The 18,190-nt window shown below is 60.8% G+C and carries 14 protein-coding genes; 6 read left to right on the top strand and 8 right to left on the bottom strand.

The features are described from left to right. Positions 1 to 202: 202 nt before the first annotated feature. The gene (locus GPA25_RS18950) at positions 203 to 1,642 is read right to left on the bottom strand and encodes a hypothetical protein (protein ID WP_169261967.1); all 1,440 of its coding nucleotides are present in this window, start codon (positions 1,640 to 1,642) and stop codon (positions 203 to 205) included. A gap of 168 nt (positions 1,643 to 1,810) precedes the next feature. On the opposite strand from GPA25_RS18950, the gene GPA25_RS18945 reads away from it, so the two are divergent. Next, a complete protein-coding gene (locus GPA25_RS18945) occupies positions 1,811 to 2,605 on the top strand; it encodes a thymidylate synthase (RefSeq protein ID WP_169261966.1) in 795 nt (264 codons plus the stop codon). After that, positions 2,602 to 3,105: a dihydrofolate reductase gene (locus GPA25_RS18940; protein WP_169261965.1), complete on the top strand. Its 504-nt coding sequence runs from the start codon at positions 2,602 to 2,604 to the stop codon at positions 3,103 to 3,105. The genes GPA25_RS18945 and GPA25_RS18940 overlap by 4 nt, the downstream gene beginning before the upstream one ends. An 84-nt stretch (positions 3,106 to 3,189) precedes the next feature. Here the strand turns inward: GPA25_RS18940 and GPA25_RS18935 are convergent, their stop codons facing one another. The 3 genes from GPA25_RS18935 to apbC all read right to left on the bottom strand — a co-directional run bounded on the left by GPA25_RS18935 (position 3,190) and on the right by apbC (position 7,352). Further along, positions 3,190 to 5,436, bottom strand: coding sequence for an arginine/lysine/ornithine decarboxylase (locus GPA25_RS18935; protein ID WP_169261964.1), 2,247 nt, complete (start codon positions 5,434 to 5,436; stop codon positions 3,190 to 3,192). A 146-nt stretch (positions 5,437 to 5,582) separates the two neighbouring features. Beyond that, complete coding sequence (gene dcd, locus GPA25_RS18930; protein WP_169261963.1) at positions 5,583 to 6,149, bottom strand: dCTP deaminase; 567 nt, start codon at positions 6,147 to 6,149, stop codon at positions 5,583 to 5,585. 111 nt (positions 6,150 to 6,260) lie between these two features. Next, positions 6,261 to 7,352 carry an iron-sulfur cluster carrier protein ApbC gene (apbC, locus tag GPA25_RS18925; RefSeq protein WP_169261962.1) on the bottom strand — a complete coding sequence of 364 codons (1,092 nt, stop codon included), beginning with the start codon at positions 7,350 to 7,352 and terminating at the stop codon, positions 6,261 to 6,263. 182 nt (positions 7,353 to 7,534) lie between these two features. Between apbC and GPA25_RS18920 the strand changes: the two genes are divergently transcribed. From GPA25_RS18920 to GPA25_RS18905, 4 genes are all read left to right on the top strand, one after another. Then, positions 7,535 to 8,104 carry an OmpA family protein gene (locus GPA25_RS18920; RefSeq protein WP_169261961.1) on the top strand — a complete coding sequence of 190 codons (570 nt, stop codon included), beginning with the start codon at positions 7,535 to 7,537 and terminating at the stop codon, positions 8,102 to 8,104. 79 nt (positions 8,105 to 8,183) lie between these two features. Beyond that, a complete protein-coding gene (gene metG, locus GPA25_RS18915) occupies positions 8,184 to 10,325 on the top strand; it encodes a methionine--tRNA ligase (protein WP_169261960.1) in 2,142 nt (713 codons plus the stop codon). A gap of 135 nt (positions 10,326 to 10,460) precedes the next feature. Then, a complete protein-coding gene (locus GPA25_RS18910; RefSeq protein ID WP_169261959.1) occupies positions 10,461 to 12,149 on the top strand; it encodes a SulP family inorganic anion transporter in 1,689 nt (562 codons plus the stop codon). 4 nt (positions 12,150 to 12,153) lie between these two features. After that, positions 12,154 to 12,432 (top strand): acylphosphatase, encoded by a 279-nt coding sequence (locus tag GPA25_RS18905; protein WP_246265862.1) that lies wholly within the window; start codon positions 12,154 to 12,156, stop codon positions 12,430 to 12,432. A 204-nt stretch (positions 12,433 to 12,636) separates the two neighbouring features. On the opposite strand, the gene GPA25_RS18900 is transcribed toward GPA25_RS18905, so the two are convergent. From GPA25_RS18900 to GPA25_RS18885, 4 genes are all read right to left on the bottom strand, one after another. Next, entirely contained in the window at positions 12,637 to 14,787 is a 2,151-nt protein-coding gene (locus GPA25_RS18900; protein WP_169261957.1) for an MtrB/PioB family decaheme-associated outer membrane protein, read from the bottom strand. 19 nt (positions 14,788 to 14,806) lie between these two features. Further along, positions 14,807 to 15,772 carry a DmsE family decaheme c-type cytochrome gene (locus tag GPA25_RS18895; RefSeq protein ID WP_169261956.1) on the bottom strand — a complete coding sequence of 322 codons (966 nt, stop codon included), beginning with the start codon at positions 15,770 to 15,772 and terminating at the stop codon, positions 14,807 to 14,809. A gap of 198 nt (positions 15,773 to 15,970) precedes the next feature. Next, positions 15,971 to 16,300, bottom strand: coding sequence for a c-type cytochrome (locus tag GPA25_RS18890; RefSeq protein WP_169261955.1), 330 nt, complete (start codon positions 16,298 to 16,300; stop codon positions 15,971 to 15,973). A gap of 132 nt (positions 16,301 to 16,432) precedes the next feature. After that, entirely contained in the window at positions 16,433 to 18,061 is a 1,629-nt protein-coding gene (locus GPA25_RS18885) for a methyl-accepting chemotaxis protein (protein WP_169261954.1), read from the bottom strand. Between the last annotated feature and the right edge of the window lie 129 nt (positions 18,062 to 18,190).

Genomic DNA, 18,190 nt, shown 5'->3' with positions numbered 1-18,190 from the left:
TCGTTTCAAATACCGGCAAAACCTTTTCCCCTCTTCCCGACCCCCCGCTTCACCCGCCTAACCACCGCCAGTGCCGCGAAGAGGGGCGAATTATAGACACCCAAAATATACTGTCAAGCTCCCAAAACAAAAAAATTCTAGTAATGGTGAAAAAACTAGCTTCGCGCGCCGCGGATGCGCTATGCGGCCTAATGAGCCACCCTTAAAGCACTTGATAAACGCGCAACTCAAATCCGTCACCGGTCATGGATGATTCGAGCGGTTTGAGCTTTTGAATGCTTCCATTACTCGTTACAAATAGCGGCACCCCCGCATTAAGAACATTCGCCGGCGCAGCGATGCGAACCGCTTCTCCACGCATAAGGGGATCACACATAACGACATCGGCGCTGGCTCGACCGTCATCGACACTTGTCAGCACAGGGCGTTGCGTCAAGGTTTCGAGCCCTACAAAGGGGCAACCGCCGGGATTGGCCCAAGTGCGTCGCACTATGGCAAGTTGCCAGGTGGCCCCTTCAATAGGGCAAATACCCACGAGCTCACCGACGCGAACAGATCCATCCGTAAGCATTGGGGCGTAGACGCCGAGTCCGCCGCGACTCACATCGCGAAGCGACCATTCCGCCTGCTCGGTGACGTTTTGCCCCGAAAACAGGCGCTGAAGATCCTTGATGCCACGCACGGCGGACAGGGTCCCGCCGAGAAGGTGGCGCCGATAGCGTCTGACCGGCGGCATATCTGACCAGTGTCGCAGCACGTGCTCGAGCCCGGCCTTGAGCGAATCGTCGCTCTCCTGTCCCAACGTGAGACCCTTTGGCAAATTACCCACCGCAAGTTGCTCGGCAACTTCCTGCAGGGCCTCGGCTGCCATGCGTGGCGCGAAGAACCACGTTCCGTTTATCGACTCGGGGAGTCTTACCATTCTGCGCGGTCCGACGGACCAGTCCGGATCAACATAGTAAGTTGCGCCAGCGAAGGGTGCCGCCTGAAATTGGAACATTGGCAGTGCGAAATCAAGCAGACGATCGACGACATGGATCAACTGCGGTTGCAGCAGGTCGAACGAGGCACTTTGTGCGGCGACTGCCCTGAGGTATTCGCGTTTGACGGAGACCGTGCAGTCTTCCGGCACCCCGGGGCCGGCTGAGTAATGGCCGCCGTCGGGGGACGTGACTTCCCGGAATGCTGCGCCGAGCCAACGCCACAGGTGCTCATGTGCAGGACCACCGCTAAAGCGCTCCCAGAGGACGCGCTCTGCACCCGCACGGACAAGCCGGACTCGGCAGTCCTCGAGGAGCCCGCGGCGCGCGGGGTGGCTGGCCTCATCTTCGTACGCGTAAATACAGCCTTGATAGGCATCCAGGATGGCACCGAACATGTCACGCCCTGCAGCAACCGCGGATACGGTAGAGAGGATTTGGGCGGCATGTGAACCGCGGAGTCGGCTAATACCGGCACGAGCTTCATCGTCGAGTCGTGCAAGCGCTTCAAAGCGGGTATCGACCGACAATCCGTCCGCACGCATGAGGTGATGCACTCTCGCAGTGCACGCCTCGAGTTCATGCAGGAGATCGCCGCCTCCTGCTTGCGCGGTCTCCGAACATTGACGCGCTGCCGAAACCACCTCGTCATCTACCGACATGCATGCTCCCACCTGGCGCAGGGTAATTGCGGTCGACCGCCGGAATGTGCCACCCGTTATGAGCCCTTGTCGCAAAAAGATTAGCACACGATGATGTATCAGGTCGTGTGCCCTGAGACACGGAGTCAAGGATGTAGAATCGCGATCTCCTGAGCAACGGATATCTACATGAAACAGTATCTTGATCTGATGCGGCATGTCCTGGAGCACGGTCATCGCAAGTCTGACCGCACCGGCACCGGCACGCTTTCGGTGTTCGGTTGGCAGATGCGTTTCAATCTCGACGAAGGCTTTCCGCTCCTGACCACCAAGAAGCTGCATACACGTTCGATCATCCACGAGTTGCTGTGGTTTTTGCGGGGCGATACCAACATCCGCTATCTGAAGGAAAACGGTGTATCGATCTGGGACGATTGGGCCGACGAGACTGGCGACCTCGGGCCGGTATATGGCAAACAGTGGCGGCGTTGGGAGACGGCGGATGGCCGGACGGTCGATCAGCTCACCCAACTTATCGAAGGATTGAAACGCAATCCGGATTCACGGCGTCATCTAGTCTCGGCATGGAATCCCGGAGAAGTGGATGGCATGGCACTGCCGCCTTGTCATGCGCTGTTCCAGTTCTATGTCGCGGGCGACCGCTTGTCTTGCCAGCTGTATCAACGTAGCGCGGACATTTTCCTCGGCGTGCCGTTCAATATTGCGTCGTATGCGTTGCTGACGATGATGGTGGCGCAGGTCTGCGGCCTGCGGCCGGGGGATTTCGTGTGGACCGGAGGTGATTGCCACTTGTATGTGAATCACCTTGATCAGGCAAGACTGCAATTGACGCGTGAACTGCGCGCGTTGCCGACGATGACACTGAACCCCACTGTCTCGGATATTTTCAGCTTCCGATTCGAGGACTTCATGTTGTCGGGCTACGACCCGCATCCGCACATCAAGGCGGACGTCGCCGTATGACTAGCCGCGGAGCGGAGGTCATCCTGATTGCCGCGGTAGCGACCAACGGCGTGATTGGGCGGGAAAACACACTGCCCTGGCGATTGAAGGCTGATCTGGCGCATTTCAAGGCAACAACGAGCGGCCATCCAGTGCTGATGGGTCGTAAAACCTGGGAATCGCTCGGGCGCCCTCTGCCAGGACGACGCAACCTGATTGTCACCCGTGATCCGGGTTACGCGGCGCCCGGAGCGGAAGTGTTTAACAGCCCGGAGGCTGCGCTGCAGGCTGCAGGGTCCGGCAAGGTATTCGTGATCGGTGGCGCTGAAATTTATCGGCAGCTACTCGACCGTGCAGACGCCTTGATCCTGACCGAGGTCCACGCGGACGTTGCGGGCGACGCCGCCTTTCCGGATTTCAGCCGTACGCGCTTCGTGGAAATTCGGCGTGAAGCGCATTGTGCAGATGCATATAACGAGTTTCCGTTCGATTTCGTCGAGTACCGGCGCCGCGTCGGCTAAGCGCTTTCTCCCTATCTGACTGTCGGCAGATCAGATGCAGACCGGCGGGAGCGCGTCACATCGCTCCCGCTCGTTTCTTCGACCCTACTTCACACAGTCGACGTAGTACTCGTTCGTGCCATTCGCCTGCGCGCGCACCAGTCCGTGAATGTCGGTTTCAAAGCCAGGGAACGCGGCGTTGAAATCACGCGCGAACTTCAGGTAACGAACGATGGTCGAGTTGAAGCGTTCGCCCGGAATCAGCAGCGGGATACCCGGCGGATAAGGGGTAACGAGCATCGCGGTGACGCGCCCTTCCAGTTCATCGATGGCGACGCGCTCGATCTCGCGGTGCGCCATCTTGGCGAAAGCATCAGCGGGTTTCATCGCCGGAATCATGTCCGAGAGATACATCTCGGTGGTGAGGCGGGCGATATCATGAGCCTTGTAGAAATAGTGAATCTGGGTACAGAGATCCTTCAAGCCGACCTTTTCGTAGCGCGGGTGTTTGGCGATGAAGTCCGGCATCACGCGCCACAGGGGTTGATTGCGGTCGTAGTCGTCCTTGAACTGCTGCAACTCGGTCACCAGCGTGTTCCAGCGGCCCTTGGTGATGCCGATGGTAAACATGATGAAGAAGGAGTACAGCCCGGTCTTCTCAACAATGATGCCGTGCTCGGCGAGATAGCGCGTCAGGATACCGGCGGGGATACCCGAATCGGCGAAATCACCATCGACGTCGAGGCCCGGAGTGATCACGGTCGCCTTGATCGGGTCGAGCATGTTGAAGCCGGGTGCGAGATTGCCGAAGCCATGCCAGCGCTCACCAGTCTTGAGCATCCAGTCTTCGCGCTCGCCGATGCCCTCCTCGGGGAGATACTCGGGGCCCCACACCTTGAACCACCAGTCGGCACTGCCGAATTCGGCTTCGACCTTGCGCATGGCGCGACGGAATTCCACCGCTTCGGATAGTGACTCCTCGACCAACGCCGGCCCACCCGGCGGCTCCATCATCGCCGCCGCGACGTCGCACGAGGCAATGATCGCGTACTGCGGCGAGGTCGACGTGTGCATCAGGTAGGCTTCATTGAAGATGTCGCGATCAAGCTTGCGCGTCTGCGAGTCCTGCACGAGGATCTGCGACGCTTGCGACAGACCAGCCAACAGTTTGTGCGTGGACTGGGTCGAGAAGATCATCGATTGTTCGCAACGTGGACGATCAGCGCCAATCGCGTGATAGTCGCCGTAGAAATCGTGGAACGCCGCGTGCGGCAACCATGCTTCGTCAAAATGCAGGGTGTCGATCTCGCCGTCGAGCATGTCTTTGATGGTCTCGACGTTGTACACCACGCCATCATAGGTCGACTGCGTGATCGTCAGGATCCGCGGTTTCTTGCACGCGGCTTCGCGCGCAAACGGATTGGCTTCGATCTTGCGCTGGATGGTCTCCATCGTGAACTCTTCCAGCGGAATCGGACCGATGATGCCGTAGTGGTTCCGCGTCGGCGTGAGGAACACCGGCACCGCCCCGGTCATGATGATCGAATGAAGAATCGACTTGTGGCAGTTACGGTCGACGACGACGATGTCGCCCGGCGCAACGGTCGTATGCCACACCATCTTGTTCGACGTCGATGTGCCGTTGGTAACGAAATACAGGTGATCGCAGTTGAAGATGCGCGCCGCGTTGCGTTCGGAGGCCGCCACCGGGCCGGTGTGATCGAGCAACTGACCGAGTTCCTCGACCGCATTGCAGACGTCCGCGCGCAGCATGTTCTCACCGAAGAATTGATGGAACATTTGGCCAACCGGGCTTTTCAGGAAAGCGACGCCGCCGGAGTGGCCGGGGCAATGCCATGAGTACGATCCGTCGGCCGCGTAGTGCGTGAGCGCGCGGAAAAAAGGCGGAGGCAGGCTTTCGAGGTAGTTCTTGGCCTCGCGCATGATGTAGCGGGCGACGAACTCCGGGGTATCCTCGAACATGTGGATGAAGCCGTGCATCTCGCGCAACACGTCGTTGGGAATGTGGCGACTGGTGCGCGTTTCACCGTGCAGGAAGATCGGAATATCGGCATTGCGGAAGCGGATCTCCTCGACGAAGGCGCGCAGGTCGGCAATAGCCTTGTCGGAGGCCTCGGGCGACGAGAACTCCTCGTCGTCGATCGATAGGATGAAGGCCGAACCGCGGCTCTGCTGCTGCGCGAACGAGGTCAGATCGCCGTAACTGGTGACGCCCAGCACTTCCATGCCCTCGTCTTCAATGGCCTTGGCCAGCGCGCGGATGCCGAGGCCGCTCGTATTCTCGGAGCGGAAATCCTCGTCGATGATGATGATCGGAAAATGAAAGCGCATCCCAGTGTTCTCCAGCTGCTCGCCCTGCGGCAAACGGGAATCATACCCGTGTGAAGGTTGCTTCCCGTGTTACCGGAAAGCACAAAGGGCCGTCAGCCGGCCCCTGTCGATAGTTCGTTCGGTGCCTTGCGGCTCGAAGCAGTAAATCAGATTTTCGGCAGCGTCACACCCGTTTGACCGAGGTACTTGCCACCACGATCCCGGTACGAGGTCTCGCATACTTCATCCGACTCGAAGAACAGCATCTGGGCGATGCCTTCGTTCGCATAGATCTTGGCGGGCAAGGGTGTGGTGTTGGAAAATTCAAGGGTCACATGACCTTCCCACTCCGGCTCGAGCGGCGTCACGTTCACGATGATGCCGCAGCGCGCGTAGGTCGACTTGCCCAGGCACACCGTCAGGACGCTACGCGGGATGCGGAAGTATTCGACGGTACGCGCCAGCGCGAAAGAATTCGGCGGAATGATGCAAACGTCGCCGACGAAGTCGACAAAGTTGCGTGCATCGAAATCCTTCGGGTCGACGATTGTCGAGTTGATGTTGGTGAAGATCTTGAATTCGTTGGCACAACGCACGTCGTAGCCGTAGCTGGACGTGCCATACGAAACGATCTTGCCGCTTTCGTTATGGCGCACCAGCTCGGGCGCGAACGGCTCGATCATCCCTTGCTGCTCCGCCATGCGGCGGATCCACTTGTCAGACTTGATGGACATGGGGCGCGGTTTCCTCTACGGCCTGTCCGGCACCGGCCAGACGCGAAAAATCCGCGTAGTGTAGGGCAAGCGCCGCCGGATCTAAAGCACAAATCAGGCGGCACACTCGGTTCAGGTGTTCTTGATGACGATGTTGGGGAATTTGTGAGTCATGTCCTTGGCCTTCTCAGCCACGTGCACCGCAACCTTGCGGGCGATTTCCTTGTAAATGCCGGCGATCCGTCCATCGGGATCGGCAACCACCGTTGGTGCGCCCGAATCGGCCTCCAGGCGGATCTGAAGGTCGAGCGGCAGCGCCCCGAGAAACGGAATGTTGTAATCGGAGCAAAGCTTGGCACCGCCCCCGGTGCCGAAGATCGGTTCTTCGTGACCGCAGTTCGAGCAGATGTGAATGCTCATGTTTTCGACCACCCCGATGATCGGCACGCCGACCTTTTCGAACATCTTGAGCCCTTTGCGTGCATCGAGGAGCGCAATGTCCTGCGGCGTCGTGACGATGACCGCCCCGGTCAGCGGCACACTTTGCGACAGGGTGAGCTGAATGTCGCCAGTGCCCGGAGGCATGTCGATGATCAGGTAGTCGAGATCCTTCCAGTTGGTTTCCTTGAGCAGTTGATTAAGCGCCTGGGTGGCCATGGGACCACGCCACACCATCGGAGTCTCGATATCCACGAGGAAGCCAATCGACATCGCCTGCAGGCCGTGCGCTTCGAGCGGCTCCATGGTCTTGCCGTCGAGCGAATGCGGCTTGTGTTCGCCGATGCCGAGCATCTGCGGCTGAGACGGGCCATAGATGTCCGCATCGAGCACGCCCACGCGGGCGCCTTCGGCCACCAGCGCCAAGGCCAGGTTGGCGGCGGTCGTGCTCTTGCCGACGCCGCCTTTGCCGGAAGCAACCGCAATGATGTTCTTTACCCCGGGCAGCAGTTTGACGCCCTGCTGCACTGCATGCGCGACGATCTTGCTGGCGACCTGGATAGTCACCCGCCCGACGCCCGGCAACCCACTCAACGCGGCCGTCAGCAGTTCGCGAATGACGCCATGCTGACTCTTGGCGGGATAGCCGAGTTCGACGTCGAAGCTGATGTCGCCGCCGCTCACGCTCACATTCCTGACACAGCGTGTCGACACCAGATCCTTCCCGGTATTCGGGTCGATAACGGTTTTCAGGGCTTCGGTAACAGACTCTGGGGTCAGACTCATGACGAACGATCCTCGACAATCATAGGCCCGCGGACGGGGCGACAAGAAATCGCATCATACCTAAGCCGGCGCCTGTGCTCATCCTCGGAACCAACAGGGTCATTAGTCCCATTGCTGCGACTCCTCGCGGTAAAATCCCGGCCCTTGACGATTTTACCCATCATTTCAGGATACTGTCCGGCATGACCCGACTCCCGGCATTGGCGTTACCCGCGCTCCTCGTGCTGCTGTCCGCCTGCGCGACCCCCACGGAAAGCACGCGAGCGCCCGAGGCGCCGCCCCCCAGTCGCAGCAGTAACGTGCCCCCCCCCAAGATTGACTGGCCAGCAGAGCGTGCCCGTATTGCCCGCGCGCTGGGCGGATCAAGCGACATTGCTGTCGTCACCCGGCAGGATGGCACGCTGCAACTGGTGATACCCGGCGCGGAGGCCTTCGCGCGCGACGGTACCGATCTGAAACCGGGACTGCGTACGACGCTCGACAAAGTCGCTGCGGCACTGGCGGAAAAAGCGGAAACCGAGATTTTGGTTCTTGGCCATACCGATGGCATGGGCAGCGAGCTGCATAATCTACAACTCTCGATTCGTCGTGCCGAGGCCGTTACTGAATATCTGCGCGGACGCGGCCTTGCGCTGACCCGGCTGCACGCGGATGGGCGCGGCGAGGCCGAGCCGGTCGCCGACAATGGCACCGAGGCCGGACGCGCGAAGAACCGCCGCGTGGAGGTCATTGTCCGCCCATTCATCCGGTAAGCCGATGCGTCCACCCCGCGTCGCAGGATAAGCAGCGACGCGTTTGTTAAACTTCCGTTTTCGATTCAACTGGCCGACCATGTCTCGCAAGATCCTCGTTACCAACGCCCTGCCCTACGCCAACGGCGACATCCACCTCGGCCATCTGGTCGGCTACATCCAGGGCGACATCTGGGTACGCTATCAGCGTATGCGGGGAAACACGGTGCATTACGTGTGTGCCGACGACACGCACGGTACGCCGGTCATGCTGCGCGCGGAGAAGGAAGGCATCACTCCCGAGGCGCTGATCGGCCGCGTGCATGGCGAACACCTGCGAGACTTCACCGACTTCGGTGTCGCGTTCGATAACTATCACAGCACTCACAGCCCGGAAAACCGTGCCTACGCGGAAGACGTTTACGCGCGACTGCAGGCAGCCAAACTGATCGACACGCGCGCAATCGAGCAGTTCTACGACCCGGTCAAGGAGATGTTCCTGCCAGACCGCTTCATCAAGGGCGAGTGCCCGAAGTGTGGGGCAGCCGACCAGTACGGGGACAACTGCGAAGTGTGCGGTGCGGCCTATGCGCCGACCGAGCTCAAAAACCCGTACTCGGCCGTATCGGGCGCGAAACCGGTGTTGAAGACGTCGGAGCACTACTTCTTCCGCCTCTCCGATCCGCGCGCGGTCGCATTCCTGCGCGACTGGACGCGCGGCACGAACGCCGCAGGTACGCGCCGGCTGCAGGCCGAAGCGGCCAACAAGATGAAGGAATGGCTCGGCGACGACAGCACGAGTGACGGCGAGAACACGCTGTCCGACTGGGACATCTCCCGCGATGCGCCCTACTTCGGCTTCGAGATCCCCGGCGCACCGGGCAAGTATTTTTACGTCTGGCTCGATGCGCCAATCGGCTATCTGGCAAGCTTTCGCAATCTTGCCGACAAGCGCGGCGACATCGTCGTCGACGATTTCGTCGATGCCGCCGGAGCCGAGGCGGCCGGCACCGAGATGGTGCACTTCATCGGCAAGGACATCCTCTACTTCCATGCCCTGTTCTGGCCCGCGATGCTGCAATTTGCCGGCCTGCGCACACCCTCGCAATTGTGCGTCAATGGCTTCCTGACCGTTGACGGCGCGAAGATGAGCAAGAGCCGCGGCACGTTCATCACGGCCCGCTCGTACACCGCCCAGAACCTGAACCCGGAATGGCTGCGCTACTACTTTGCGACCAAGTCCAACGGCACGATGGAAGACGTCGACCTCAATCTCGACGACATGATCGCCAAGGTCAATTCCGATCTGGTCGGAAAGTACGTGAATATTGCGAGCCGTTGTGCCGGCTTCATCGCGAAACGTTTCGACGGCAAGCTCGGCGCCAGCGACTCGCAGGCGACCGCGGCATTCAAGGCGGCCTTCGAATCCGGCGTGATCGCCCAGGCGTACGAGGAGCGCGACTACGGCCGCGCGCTACGCGAAATCATGCATCTGGCGGATCTCGCCAACCAGTACGTCAACGACCACAAACCGTGGGAGTTGGCAAAGCAGGAAGACAAGGAAGTGCAGCTCCATGCCGTGTGCAGCACCGCGCTGACGCTGTTCCGTGATCTCACGCTGTACTTGAAGCCAGTGCTACCGTCGCTCGCGGAAAAGGTCGAGGCCTTCCTCGCGATCACGCCGCTGGCATGGAAAGGTGAGTGGCAGGTGCTGCCCACAGGCCACGCCATCAGCGTCTACGCTCATCTGATGACGCGTGTCGAACGCAAGCAGATCGACGCATTGCTCGACGCCAATCGAGAGTCGCTCGCGCCCGCCATGACCGAAGCCAAAGCCGCCTCGTCGCAGCAGCGCCATGCCGAGAAGCAGCAACACGCCGCGCAGACCGCCGAAACGGCATCGCCGCATATTTCGATCGACGATTTTGCCAAGGTCGATCTGCGCATCGCGAAAATCGTCAGCGCCGAGCACGTCGAGGGCGCCGACAAACTGATCCGCCTGCAACTCGATATCGGCGAGGACAAGCCACGACAAGTGTTTGCCGGAATCAAGTCCGCCTACGACCCGGGAGCGCTGGTCGGACGCTTCACCGTAATGGTGGCCAATCTTGCCCCGCGCAAGATGAAATTCGGCATGAGCGAAGGCATGGTGCTCGCTGCATCCGACCCGGACGGCACGTCCAGCGGGCTGTATATCCTCTCGCCCGACGCGGGGGCGACCGCCGGGATGCGCGTCAAATAATCCGGAAGCCCCGAGCGGCGATGCCCCTCACACCCTCGAAACGCTGGATCGTGCGGCAACGCATCGCACCGGGATGCTGGTTTTACGCCATCACCCCGGGCACGCACCAACACAACGAGGAAATGAGGAGGCTCAGTGATAAATTTTCGCCCCAAGCTGTTTGACACCCTGCCCGGCTACGGCAGGACTGCATTGACCCATGACATATCCGCCGGCATCACGGTGGGCGTTCTCGCCTTGCCGCTGGCGATGGCCTTTGCCATTGCGTCAGGGATGAGCCCGACCGCGGGCATCTGGACCGCGATCGTCGCGGGTTTCCTGATCTCCGCGCTCGGCGGCTCGAAAGTCCAGATCGGTGGCCCCACTGGCGCTTTCATTCCGATCGTTTATGCCATCGTCGTCGACTACGGTATCCAGAACCTGCTGATCGCGACAATGATGTCGGGCGTGATGCTGTTTGCCATGGGCGCGTTCCGGCTCGGCAACATGATCCGCTTCATTCCGGTGTCGGTGGTGATCGGTTTTACCAATGGCATCGCCGTGGTGATCTTCATCTCGCAGATCAAGGATTTCCTCGGGCTGGCAATCGAAAAAATGCCAGGCGAGTTCTTCGGAAAGATGGAGGCGCTGCTCGGCGCCTTGCACACGGTCCACCTCCCTACCATTGTTGTCGCCGCAGCCTCACTCGTGGTGCTGCTGTCGTGGAACCGGATCGCAAACCGTGCGGCATGGATGCGCCGCGTACCGGGACCGCTTGCCGTATTGCTGATGGCCACGGCCGTCAATGCCGTGATCGGTTTGCCCATCGACACGATCGGCAGCCGCTTCGGCGGCATTCCGCAGGAACTACCCGGCTTTGGTCTTCCCGCTCTGTCGCTCGGCACGCTGGGCAAGCTGATCGCGCCTGCGCTCACGATCGCCTTGCTGGGCGCGATCGAATCGCTGCTGTCCGCACGTGTCGCCGACAACCAGATCGACGACCGCCACGACCCCAACCAGGAATTGATGGCCCAGGGAATCGCCAACATCGCGGCACCGCTGTTCGGTGGGTTCGCAGCCACCGGCGCGATCGCCCGCACCGCTACCAATATCCGCGCCGGTGGGCAATCCCCGGTGGCGGGCATGATTCACGCGGTCGTGCTGCTCGCGGTCGTGTTGGTGCTCGCCCCGCTGGCCGCACACATCCCGCTTGCGACACTCTCTGCCATCGTCGTTGTCGTCTCGATCAACATGGGCGAATGGCATGCCTTTGCGTGGAAGGAGCTGACCCGTTATTCGAACCAGTACCGCGCGATCCTGCTGGGGACCTTCTTCGTCACCGTGGTATTCGATCTGACCCTGGCCGTCGAACTCGGGATGGTGCTGGCGAGCCTGTTCTTCATCTATCGCATGTCCGACCTGACGCGCATCGAACGGATCGCACTCGAGGAACACTATGGTGTCGAAGCATTGTCGCGCCCCGACGGCACGCCTCGAGTCCTCGCCTACCGCGTGTTCGGCAGTCTGTTCTTCGGCGCAGCCAACAAACTCGAAAACCTGGTGATGATGCAGGACGGCCACCCGGACGTCGTGATCCTGGACATGGAAAAGGTTATCAACATCGATACCACCGGCCTCGACATGTTGCAGACCTTGCACCGGACTCTGCAAAAGCGCGGAGCGGACCTGATGCTGTGCGACCTCAATGCCCAGCCGGCATCGATCGTCGAGCGTTCGGGCTTTCAGGAAAGACTGGGGGGACGGAATATTGCGGGCAACATCACCGACGCGCTTTTTCGCGCCCAGCGGACGCGGGGGCACGAACCGGAGGTTTCGTATGTATAGGCGAATGATCATCGCGCGGCGCCTGATGATCCGCGGCCGGGTGCAGGGCGTGGGTTACCGGGCGAGTGCGCAGTTCGAAGCGGAACGGCTGGGGCTGAGCGGTTGGGTGCGCAATCGCGGCGATGGTTCCGTCGAAGCCTTGATCGCCGGGCCGGAGACGGCCGTCGAGCAATTCGTCGCCTGGGCGCATCGCGGCCCGACCCATGCTCAGGTCGCGGCAATTGAAATCACCGTCACGGATGTGCCGGAGTCACCAACGTTCACCGTGCAAGCAACGCTATAGACCCTACGATCCACCCCTCATCCGCCCCAATTCGCTCGACGCGCTATCGACTGCACGGATCTTGTCGATTGCACAAGTCCCGGATCATCCGAGCCGGTCAGTTGCCGCGACGAGGCTACCCGAAAGCCAGCAACAAAAAGGCCGCCCAGTCGAAACTGGACGGCCTTACATGCCAGACGGACGGGGATCAAGCCCGCCGGGCGCTTACCACCACTTGTAGTAGCCCGAGAGTCCTACGAAGGTCGTCGTCTGCGTACGATCCTGGCCGACGGTCGTACCATCGCCGGCGGCGGTCGGCGAGTTATACACCCAGGTGCTCCAAGTCCAGTCATCGATCACGCGGCGATCATGCACGAGGTCAAGTTGAATCCCGGCGTTCTTGCGCAGCGCATAGCGTCCGAAGAGGCGGAAGGTTGCGGTGCGGTACTTGATGTCCGGCAGGCTCGCTGCCCCCGTCACGCCACGTTCGGGCCGCAGACGGTACTCGGCGCGATCCTCCGAAAACTCGAAATCCGCCCCGACGTCGAGTTTCTCGCTCAGTTTCAGGTCGGCCCCCAGGCCCACCGCGTCGGTCTTGTTGATCAACCCTGCGGACCAGATGTTGAGCGCGGAAATCTGCGCGGCCGTCAGCGTCACCACCTCGGGCGCATTGAATGCTGTCGCCTGCTTGGACTGCGTGTCGGAGTGCGTTGCCCAGGCATTGAAGCTCAGCGCGCTCGACGCATTGTAGGTCGCGTCCAGCGAGTACAGCTTCGAGGAGCCGCGGCGGGCGCCCAGACCGAGGTCGGCACGGGACGAATAGCTGTCGCGCGAATCCTCGATGTTGGCCTGCAGGCTCAGCGACTCGATCGGCGTCCAGTCGGCGCTCAGGCGGATTTTCTCGCGATCGCGGTCGGCAAGATGGATCGGTGCAATGACATTTCGCCCCGGCGTGCCGTTGAAGCGGTAATTGACCTTGAAATCGGACCCCGTGCGCTCACTGCTGACATAAGCAATCGAGCCATTGGCCGTTTCGGACATCGCGCGGCGCAGTTCGATCTTCCACGCTGTCTCCTCGGTCGTGTCGCGATGACTGACGACACGCACGTCGGAGGTGTCGCGGTCCTTGACGTCGTGATCCAGACCGGCAACCAGCCGATAGCCATTCGCAACCAGGTAGTTCGCTTCGAACTTGCCCTGTGACGTACGGAAGGAACGGGTTTCGTTCGTGCCGTCATGGTTACCTGTAGGCGTCGTGCTGATGTACCTCACAACCGGCGTCTTGTCGTCGCGGTCCTCATAGCGCAGGCTCCCCAGCAGGGACAACTTCGGCAGCGGTCGGGAACTGAGCCCAAGGTAGGCCAGTGTGGTCTCCACGCGCCCGCCGAGGTTCGTCCGACCCGAGATGTTTCCGGTCGTCGCAGTGTTCAGGACCCCGGGAGGATTGGCGACGAACGCATCGGTCTGCGTCGCATTGGTGTAGGCAACCTTGAACGACGCGCGGGTCGTTGGCGTGAAGTTGTAACCGCCATCGACGAAGAACTGGTGAGCCTCGTTGCTCGGCGCGAGCGCGATCGGCGAGAGCGTGTTTGCACCCGCACCGTTGAATCCGACACCGCCGCCCGTGATGTTCAGGCTGGTGTTGTGATTCGAGTAGTGCGAGCCATAGTACCCACCCTGCAACTGGAAGCGCGGATCAGCGTAGGAAATGAGCGCCTCCCACTGTGTGATCGTGCTGTCGATCGGTTCGGCAAGGAAATTGAACCAGCGGTTGGCATTACCCACGCCGCTGCTCGTTCCCCTTGCGAACAGGCGCGTGCCATCCTTTTCCTCGTTCGTGAAACGGAAGCGCGCGCTCCAGTTGTCACCGATGGATTTCTGAAAGCCGAGCGAGACCTTCTCGCGCTTGGTTTCGAGAACCTTGTCGCGCTTGTTCGCCGACTGAACACGCAGGTTCTCCGAACCAATCCCCTGCAATCCCGTGTTGATCGTGTACTGGCTGTAACGCGGAATCTCGCGGTAATCGAGCGACAGCTTCCAGTCACCCTGAGGACCGTAGACCAAGCCCAGTTCGCGCCTGTCCAGCCCCAGATTGCGGCCGCGCAGCTTGAACCAGGTGCCTGTCGCGTCGTCACGCCGCACCACGTCAATATCTGCCAGGCCGTACACACCGCTGTCCTGCAGCCCGAGGTACTGACCGAACCGGGCATTGCCCTTGTCCACCGAGCCGATACCCAAGCGGACGCTGCTTTCGGGCTTGATCAGCCGGGTCATCTCGTCGGCTTCTTCCGCCATCACGTTTGACGAAAACGCCGCGGAAACTGCCGCTGCGAGGGCGGCAATCCGGAATGCCGTCTTATCTGCACGCATCTTCATGATTTTCCCCTATCCCTGATCAACGGCGGAACGTGCGTTCGTTGCCCACATTGAGCGGATTGTTCGTGCCGTGAATCTGCGTATGACAGTTCAGACAGCCGCGCGCCAAGGTATTGTTGTTCGTCGTATTAGCCGGGAACGTCGTGGACGCGATATTGCCCTGATGTGTACTCGGTTCGTGACACTGCTGGCACAGGAAGGGCGGACGCGACTTGAGCAAGTTGTCGATGTTCGAGCCGTGCGGGTTGTGACAGATCGTGCAGTCTTCGGTAACAGGTTGGTGGGTGCGGATGAACGGGCCACGCTTCTCCATGTGGCAGGTGTAGCAGGTCTGCACCACGCTATCGCGCGCCATCAGCTTCGGACCTGCCGAGCCGTGCGGATTGTGGCAGTCGGCGCAGATGACGGTCCCTTCCTTGATGGGGTGGTGCGACTGGCGATTGACGAGGGCCCGCTGCTCCTTGTGGCAGCTGAAGCAGACTTCCGGCTGCGTCGCGCGATCGCGCACGGGATCCTCTTGGGAATGGATCCGGTGACAGGACGCACATTCCATGTCCGCCGCGGCGTGCGGCCCGGACTGCCAGTGCATGCGTGCGCCACCCTGGTGGCAGTTCAGACAGGCCTGATTGCGCTCGGCAATCGGCGTGGAGGAACTCTTGCCGAAATTGATGCCGGGCTCCGGGCGCTCCGTCACGTCGGACGGCTTGTTGATGTGCGTCGGGCTCGCCCCGTGACAGCTGGTACAGGTGCCGGCCTTCTTGTCCGCCATCGTGCCGTGCGGCGTCTTGCCGATCGACAGGATCGGTTTGGCTTCGCCCTCGTCATGGCAGCGGGTACATACCGCGTCGCCCACCTGAACGACGTCCTTGCGCTTGGACGCCTCCCCACTTTCAGTCGCTGCCCATGCTTGTGCGCCGCCGAGCAATGCTGCCCCGGCGAGCGCGGCCAACATCCACTTCCGGATGCCGCTTGGTTTTTTCCTCATTTACTTCTCCCCTTTTATTACCGCGTGTGGGCGAGCGGCAAGATTCTCGCCGCCGCGCTCACAAAATCTCATTGCCGATGCGTGCCAGGCAGACGCCAGCCCGCGGAACTACGTCCTGTCCCTGCGTCGTTCGCAGGTCGGACCCATGTTCTCGCCTCCCTTGTGTTTTTTTGCTGGCGTCTGACTTCGTGGTCTTGATCAGAGCGACAAAATCCACTCAACCACGTTCTTGACCGCCGCCGGATCTTCGGTCTTGAGAGTCTCGTGATCTTCTTCCTTGCCCTCGACCTTGACCTTGCTGGGCACGGTGACGTGCTTGGTCAGTTTTTCGATTGCGTCCGGCTTGCCCTTGTATTTGCCGGCTGTTTCCTTGAAGGGGGGACCATCTTTTTTCTTTTCGACCGCATGGCAGGTCAGGCACTTGCTCTTGCGAACCAATGCGTCAGCCGCGGCGGCGTCGACTGCCGCCGCCGGAAGGCTGACGGCGCTGGCAACGAGCGTTGCCGCAATAAGACAAAAGCGCTTCATTTCAACTCCTTGGCGAGGGATCAGACCGCGAAACCCCCATTTGTAGCAGAATGTTTCTTATACCTTTTGGCCTAGTCGCCAGCAAGTCGCGCCTGTGGCGCCGAAACGACATTTGACACACACCGGACCAGTCTAGACACGGAAGCGCCGAATCTCGTCGCGCAATTCGGACGCAAGGTGTTCGAGGCTTTGCGTTGAGTTTGCAACGCCGTCGAGCGAGGCGCTCGTCTGCTGGGCGAGTCCGGCAATCATCTCGACACTGCTTGCCGCCAGGCCACTGGCCTGCATCTGCTCTTCGGTGGCGGTGGCAATGTTGTTCATGCCGTCGGCCACGCCGCTGGCGGAATCCATGTTGCTGCGCAGCGCATCGGAAACCCGCTGCATCGACTCGCGGATCAGCACCAGGGCTTCGGAACCCTGGGTAATGGCCGCGCGAACCCCCTCGGAGCCCGTGTTGAGACTGTGGGTGACATTGTCGATGTCACTGGCCGAGCGCGTCGATTTTTCGGCGAGCTTGCGCACCTCGTCGGCGACAACGGCAAAACCCCGTCCGTGCTCACCGGCCCGGGCAGCCTCGATAGCGGCATTGAGTGCAAGCAGGTTGGTCTGATCGGCAATTTCCTTGACCCGCGCGGTCAGGCTGGAGATCGCGTCGGTATTCTGGATGAAGTCATTGACGGTCTGCGTCATCTTGGTGACGGCGGTCTCGACGTCCGACAGGCGTCCGGTGAGTTCGCTGACGTCCGCATTTCCGGCCTCCGCACGCGACAGACTACTGCGCGCCAGGTCAAGCACTTCACCACTCGCCTGCGCGACCGACATGATGCTCGCGGCCATCTGCTCAACCGCAGAGGCGGCCGACGCGGATTTTTCAGACTGCTCGCCGGCGCCGGCGCGAATTTGCACAGCCCCGCGCTGCAAGTCGGAGGCCGCGCCGGAAACCTGTTCGGCAGAGACCGAGATATTTCGGATCACTCCTTGCAACTTTTCCATCATGCGATTGAAGTAGGTCGCCGCCTGGCCAACCTCGTCCTGAGCCCGCACCGGAAGCCGTTGCGTCAAGTCACCTTCGCCGTCAGCAATATCACGCAGGCGAGTCGACAGTTCGGCCAACGGCCTGGCCACCACGGCCTGCAGAAACACGAAGATCAGCACCATCAGCAAGCCCAGCGCGGCGAGAGCGCCGCCGATCAGCTTGGTGCGCGAGGCGTTGACGGCAGCATCCATGCGGTTGAGCGACACCTCCATCGTCACGGCCCCGAGCACCGTCCCGACGGGGGATTCGTCGTGACATTCCGTGCAGTCCTTGCCGAGGTAGTTCGTCTGGTTGATGGCGGGGAACACCGCCTTGAGGATCTTGCCCTTAGCGGGATCGGTGCGGAGTTCGAAGAACGGCTTGCCGCTGTCGATCGCAAACTTCTCGTCCGGCCCGACGTTCATTTCATCTTCGTCACCATCGCCAAACTGGTGAATGACCGGTTCGGCACGCACCACACGCATGTCGGTGAGGCCGGAAGATTTTTTCACCTGATCCAGATAGATCGCCCGCTTCTTGATGGTCTTGGTGCTCTTCATGAACACCAGCGTCGCCATCGTCATCTGGTTGATGGTCTCGGCAAAATCATGCGACTGGCTGATCGCCATCTTTTCCTGTTCGGCGGATACCCACACCACCAGGCTGCTCCCCACGCCAATCAACACGCTGCCGATGGCGAGAATCAGGCGAACCCAGATCGGGGAGTTTTTCAGTCGTTGCATCATGGCTACGAGATCCTGTTGTTTCTTCTGCCGCCGGTCGGCCACGGGGCCGGCTCACAATGCGGCCTTATATGACTTTGTATGTAGATAACGGTAACCGAGGCGGAAAGTTTAGCAAGCGGGGAAATCGCG

Origin of the sequence: Aromatoleum diolicum (assembly GCF_012910955.1) — a bacterium.
Classification (GTDB): domain Bacteria; phylum Pseudomonadota; class Gammaproteobacteria; order Burkholderiales; family Rhodocyclaceae; genus Aromatoleum; species Aromatoleum diolicum.
This window is presented reverse-complemented; position numbering and strand designations above follow the sequence as displayed.

Excerpts from the sequence above, each read along its gene's own strand:
- apbC (WP_169261962.1), bottom strand. The coding sequence starts at position 7,352 with ATGAGTCTGACCCCAGAGTCTGTTACCGAAGCCCTGAAAACCGTTATC.
- GPA25_RS18945 (WP_169261966.1), top strand. The coding sequence starts at position 1,811 with ATGAAACAGTATCTTGATCTGATGCGGCATGTCCTGGAGCACGGTCAT.
- metG (WP_169261960.1), top strand. The coding sequence starts at position 8,184 with ATGTCTCGCAAGATCCTCGTTACCAACGCCCTGCCCTACGCCAACGGC.
- GPA25_RS18950 (WP_169261967.1), bottom strand. The coding sequence starts at position 1,642 with ATGTCGGTAGATGACGAGGTGGTTTCGGCAGCGCGTCAATGTTCGGAG.
- GPA25_RS18885 (WP_169261954.1), bottom strand. The coding sequence starts at position 18,061 with ATGATGCAACGACTGAAAAACTCCCCGATCTGGGTTCGCCTGATTCTC.
- GPA25_RS18900 (WP_169261957.1), bottom strand. The coding sequence starts at position 14,787 with ATGAAGATGCGTGCAGATAAGACGGCATTCCGGATTGCCGCCCTCGCA.
- GPA25_RS18895 (WP_169261956.1), bottom strand. The coding sequence starts at position 15,772 with ATGAGGAAAAAACCAAGCGGCATCCGGAAGTGGATGTTGGCCGCGCTC.
- dcd (WP_169261963.1), bottom strand. The coding sequence starts at position 6,149 with ATGTCCATCAAGTCTGACAAGTGGATCCGCCGCATGGCGGAGCAGCAA.
- GPA25_RS18940 (WP_169261965.1), top strand. The coding sequence starts at position 2,602 with ATGACTAGCCGCGGAGCGGAGGTCATCCTGATTGCCGCGGTAGCGACC.
- GPA25_RS18890 (WP_169261955.1), bottom strand. The coding sequence starts at position 16,300 with ATGAAGCGCTTTTGTCTTATTGCGGCAACGCTCGTTGCCAGCGCCGTC.
- GPA25_RS18920 (WP_169261961.1), top strand. The coding sequence starts at position 7,535 with ATGACCCGACTCCCGGCATTGGCGTTACCCGCGCTCCTCGTGCTGCTG.
- GPA25_RS18905 (WP_246265862.1), top strand. The coding sequence starts at position 12,154 with ATGATCATCGCGCGGCGCCTGATGATCCGCGGCCGGGTGCAGGGCGTG.
- GPA25_RS18935 (WP_169261964.1), bottom strand. The coding sequence starts at position 5,436 with ATGCGCTTTCATTTTCCGATCATCATCATCGACGAGGATTTCCGCTCC.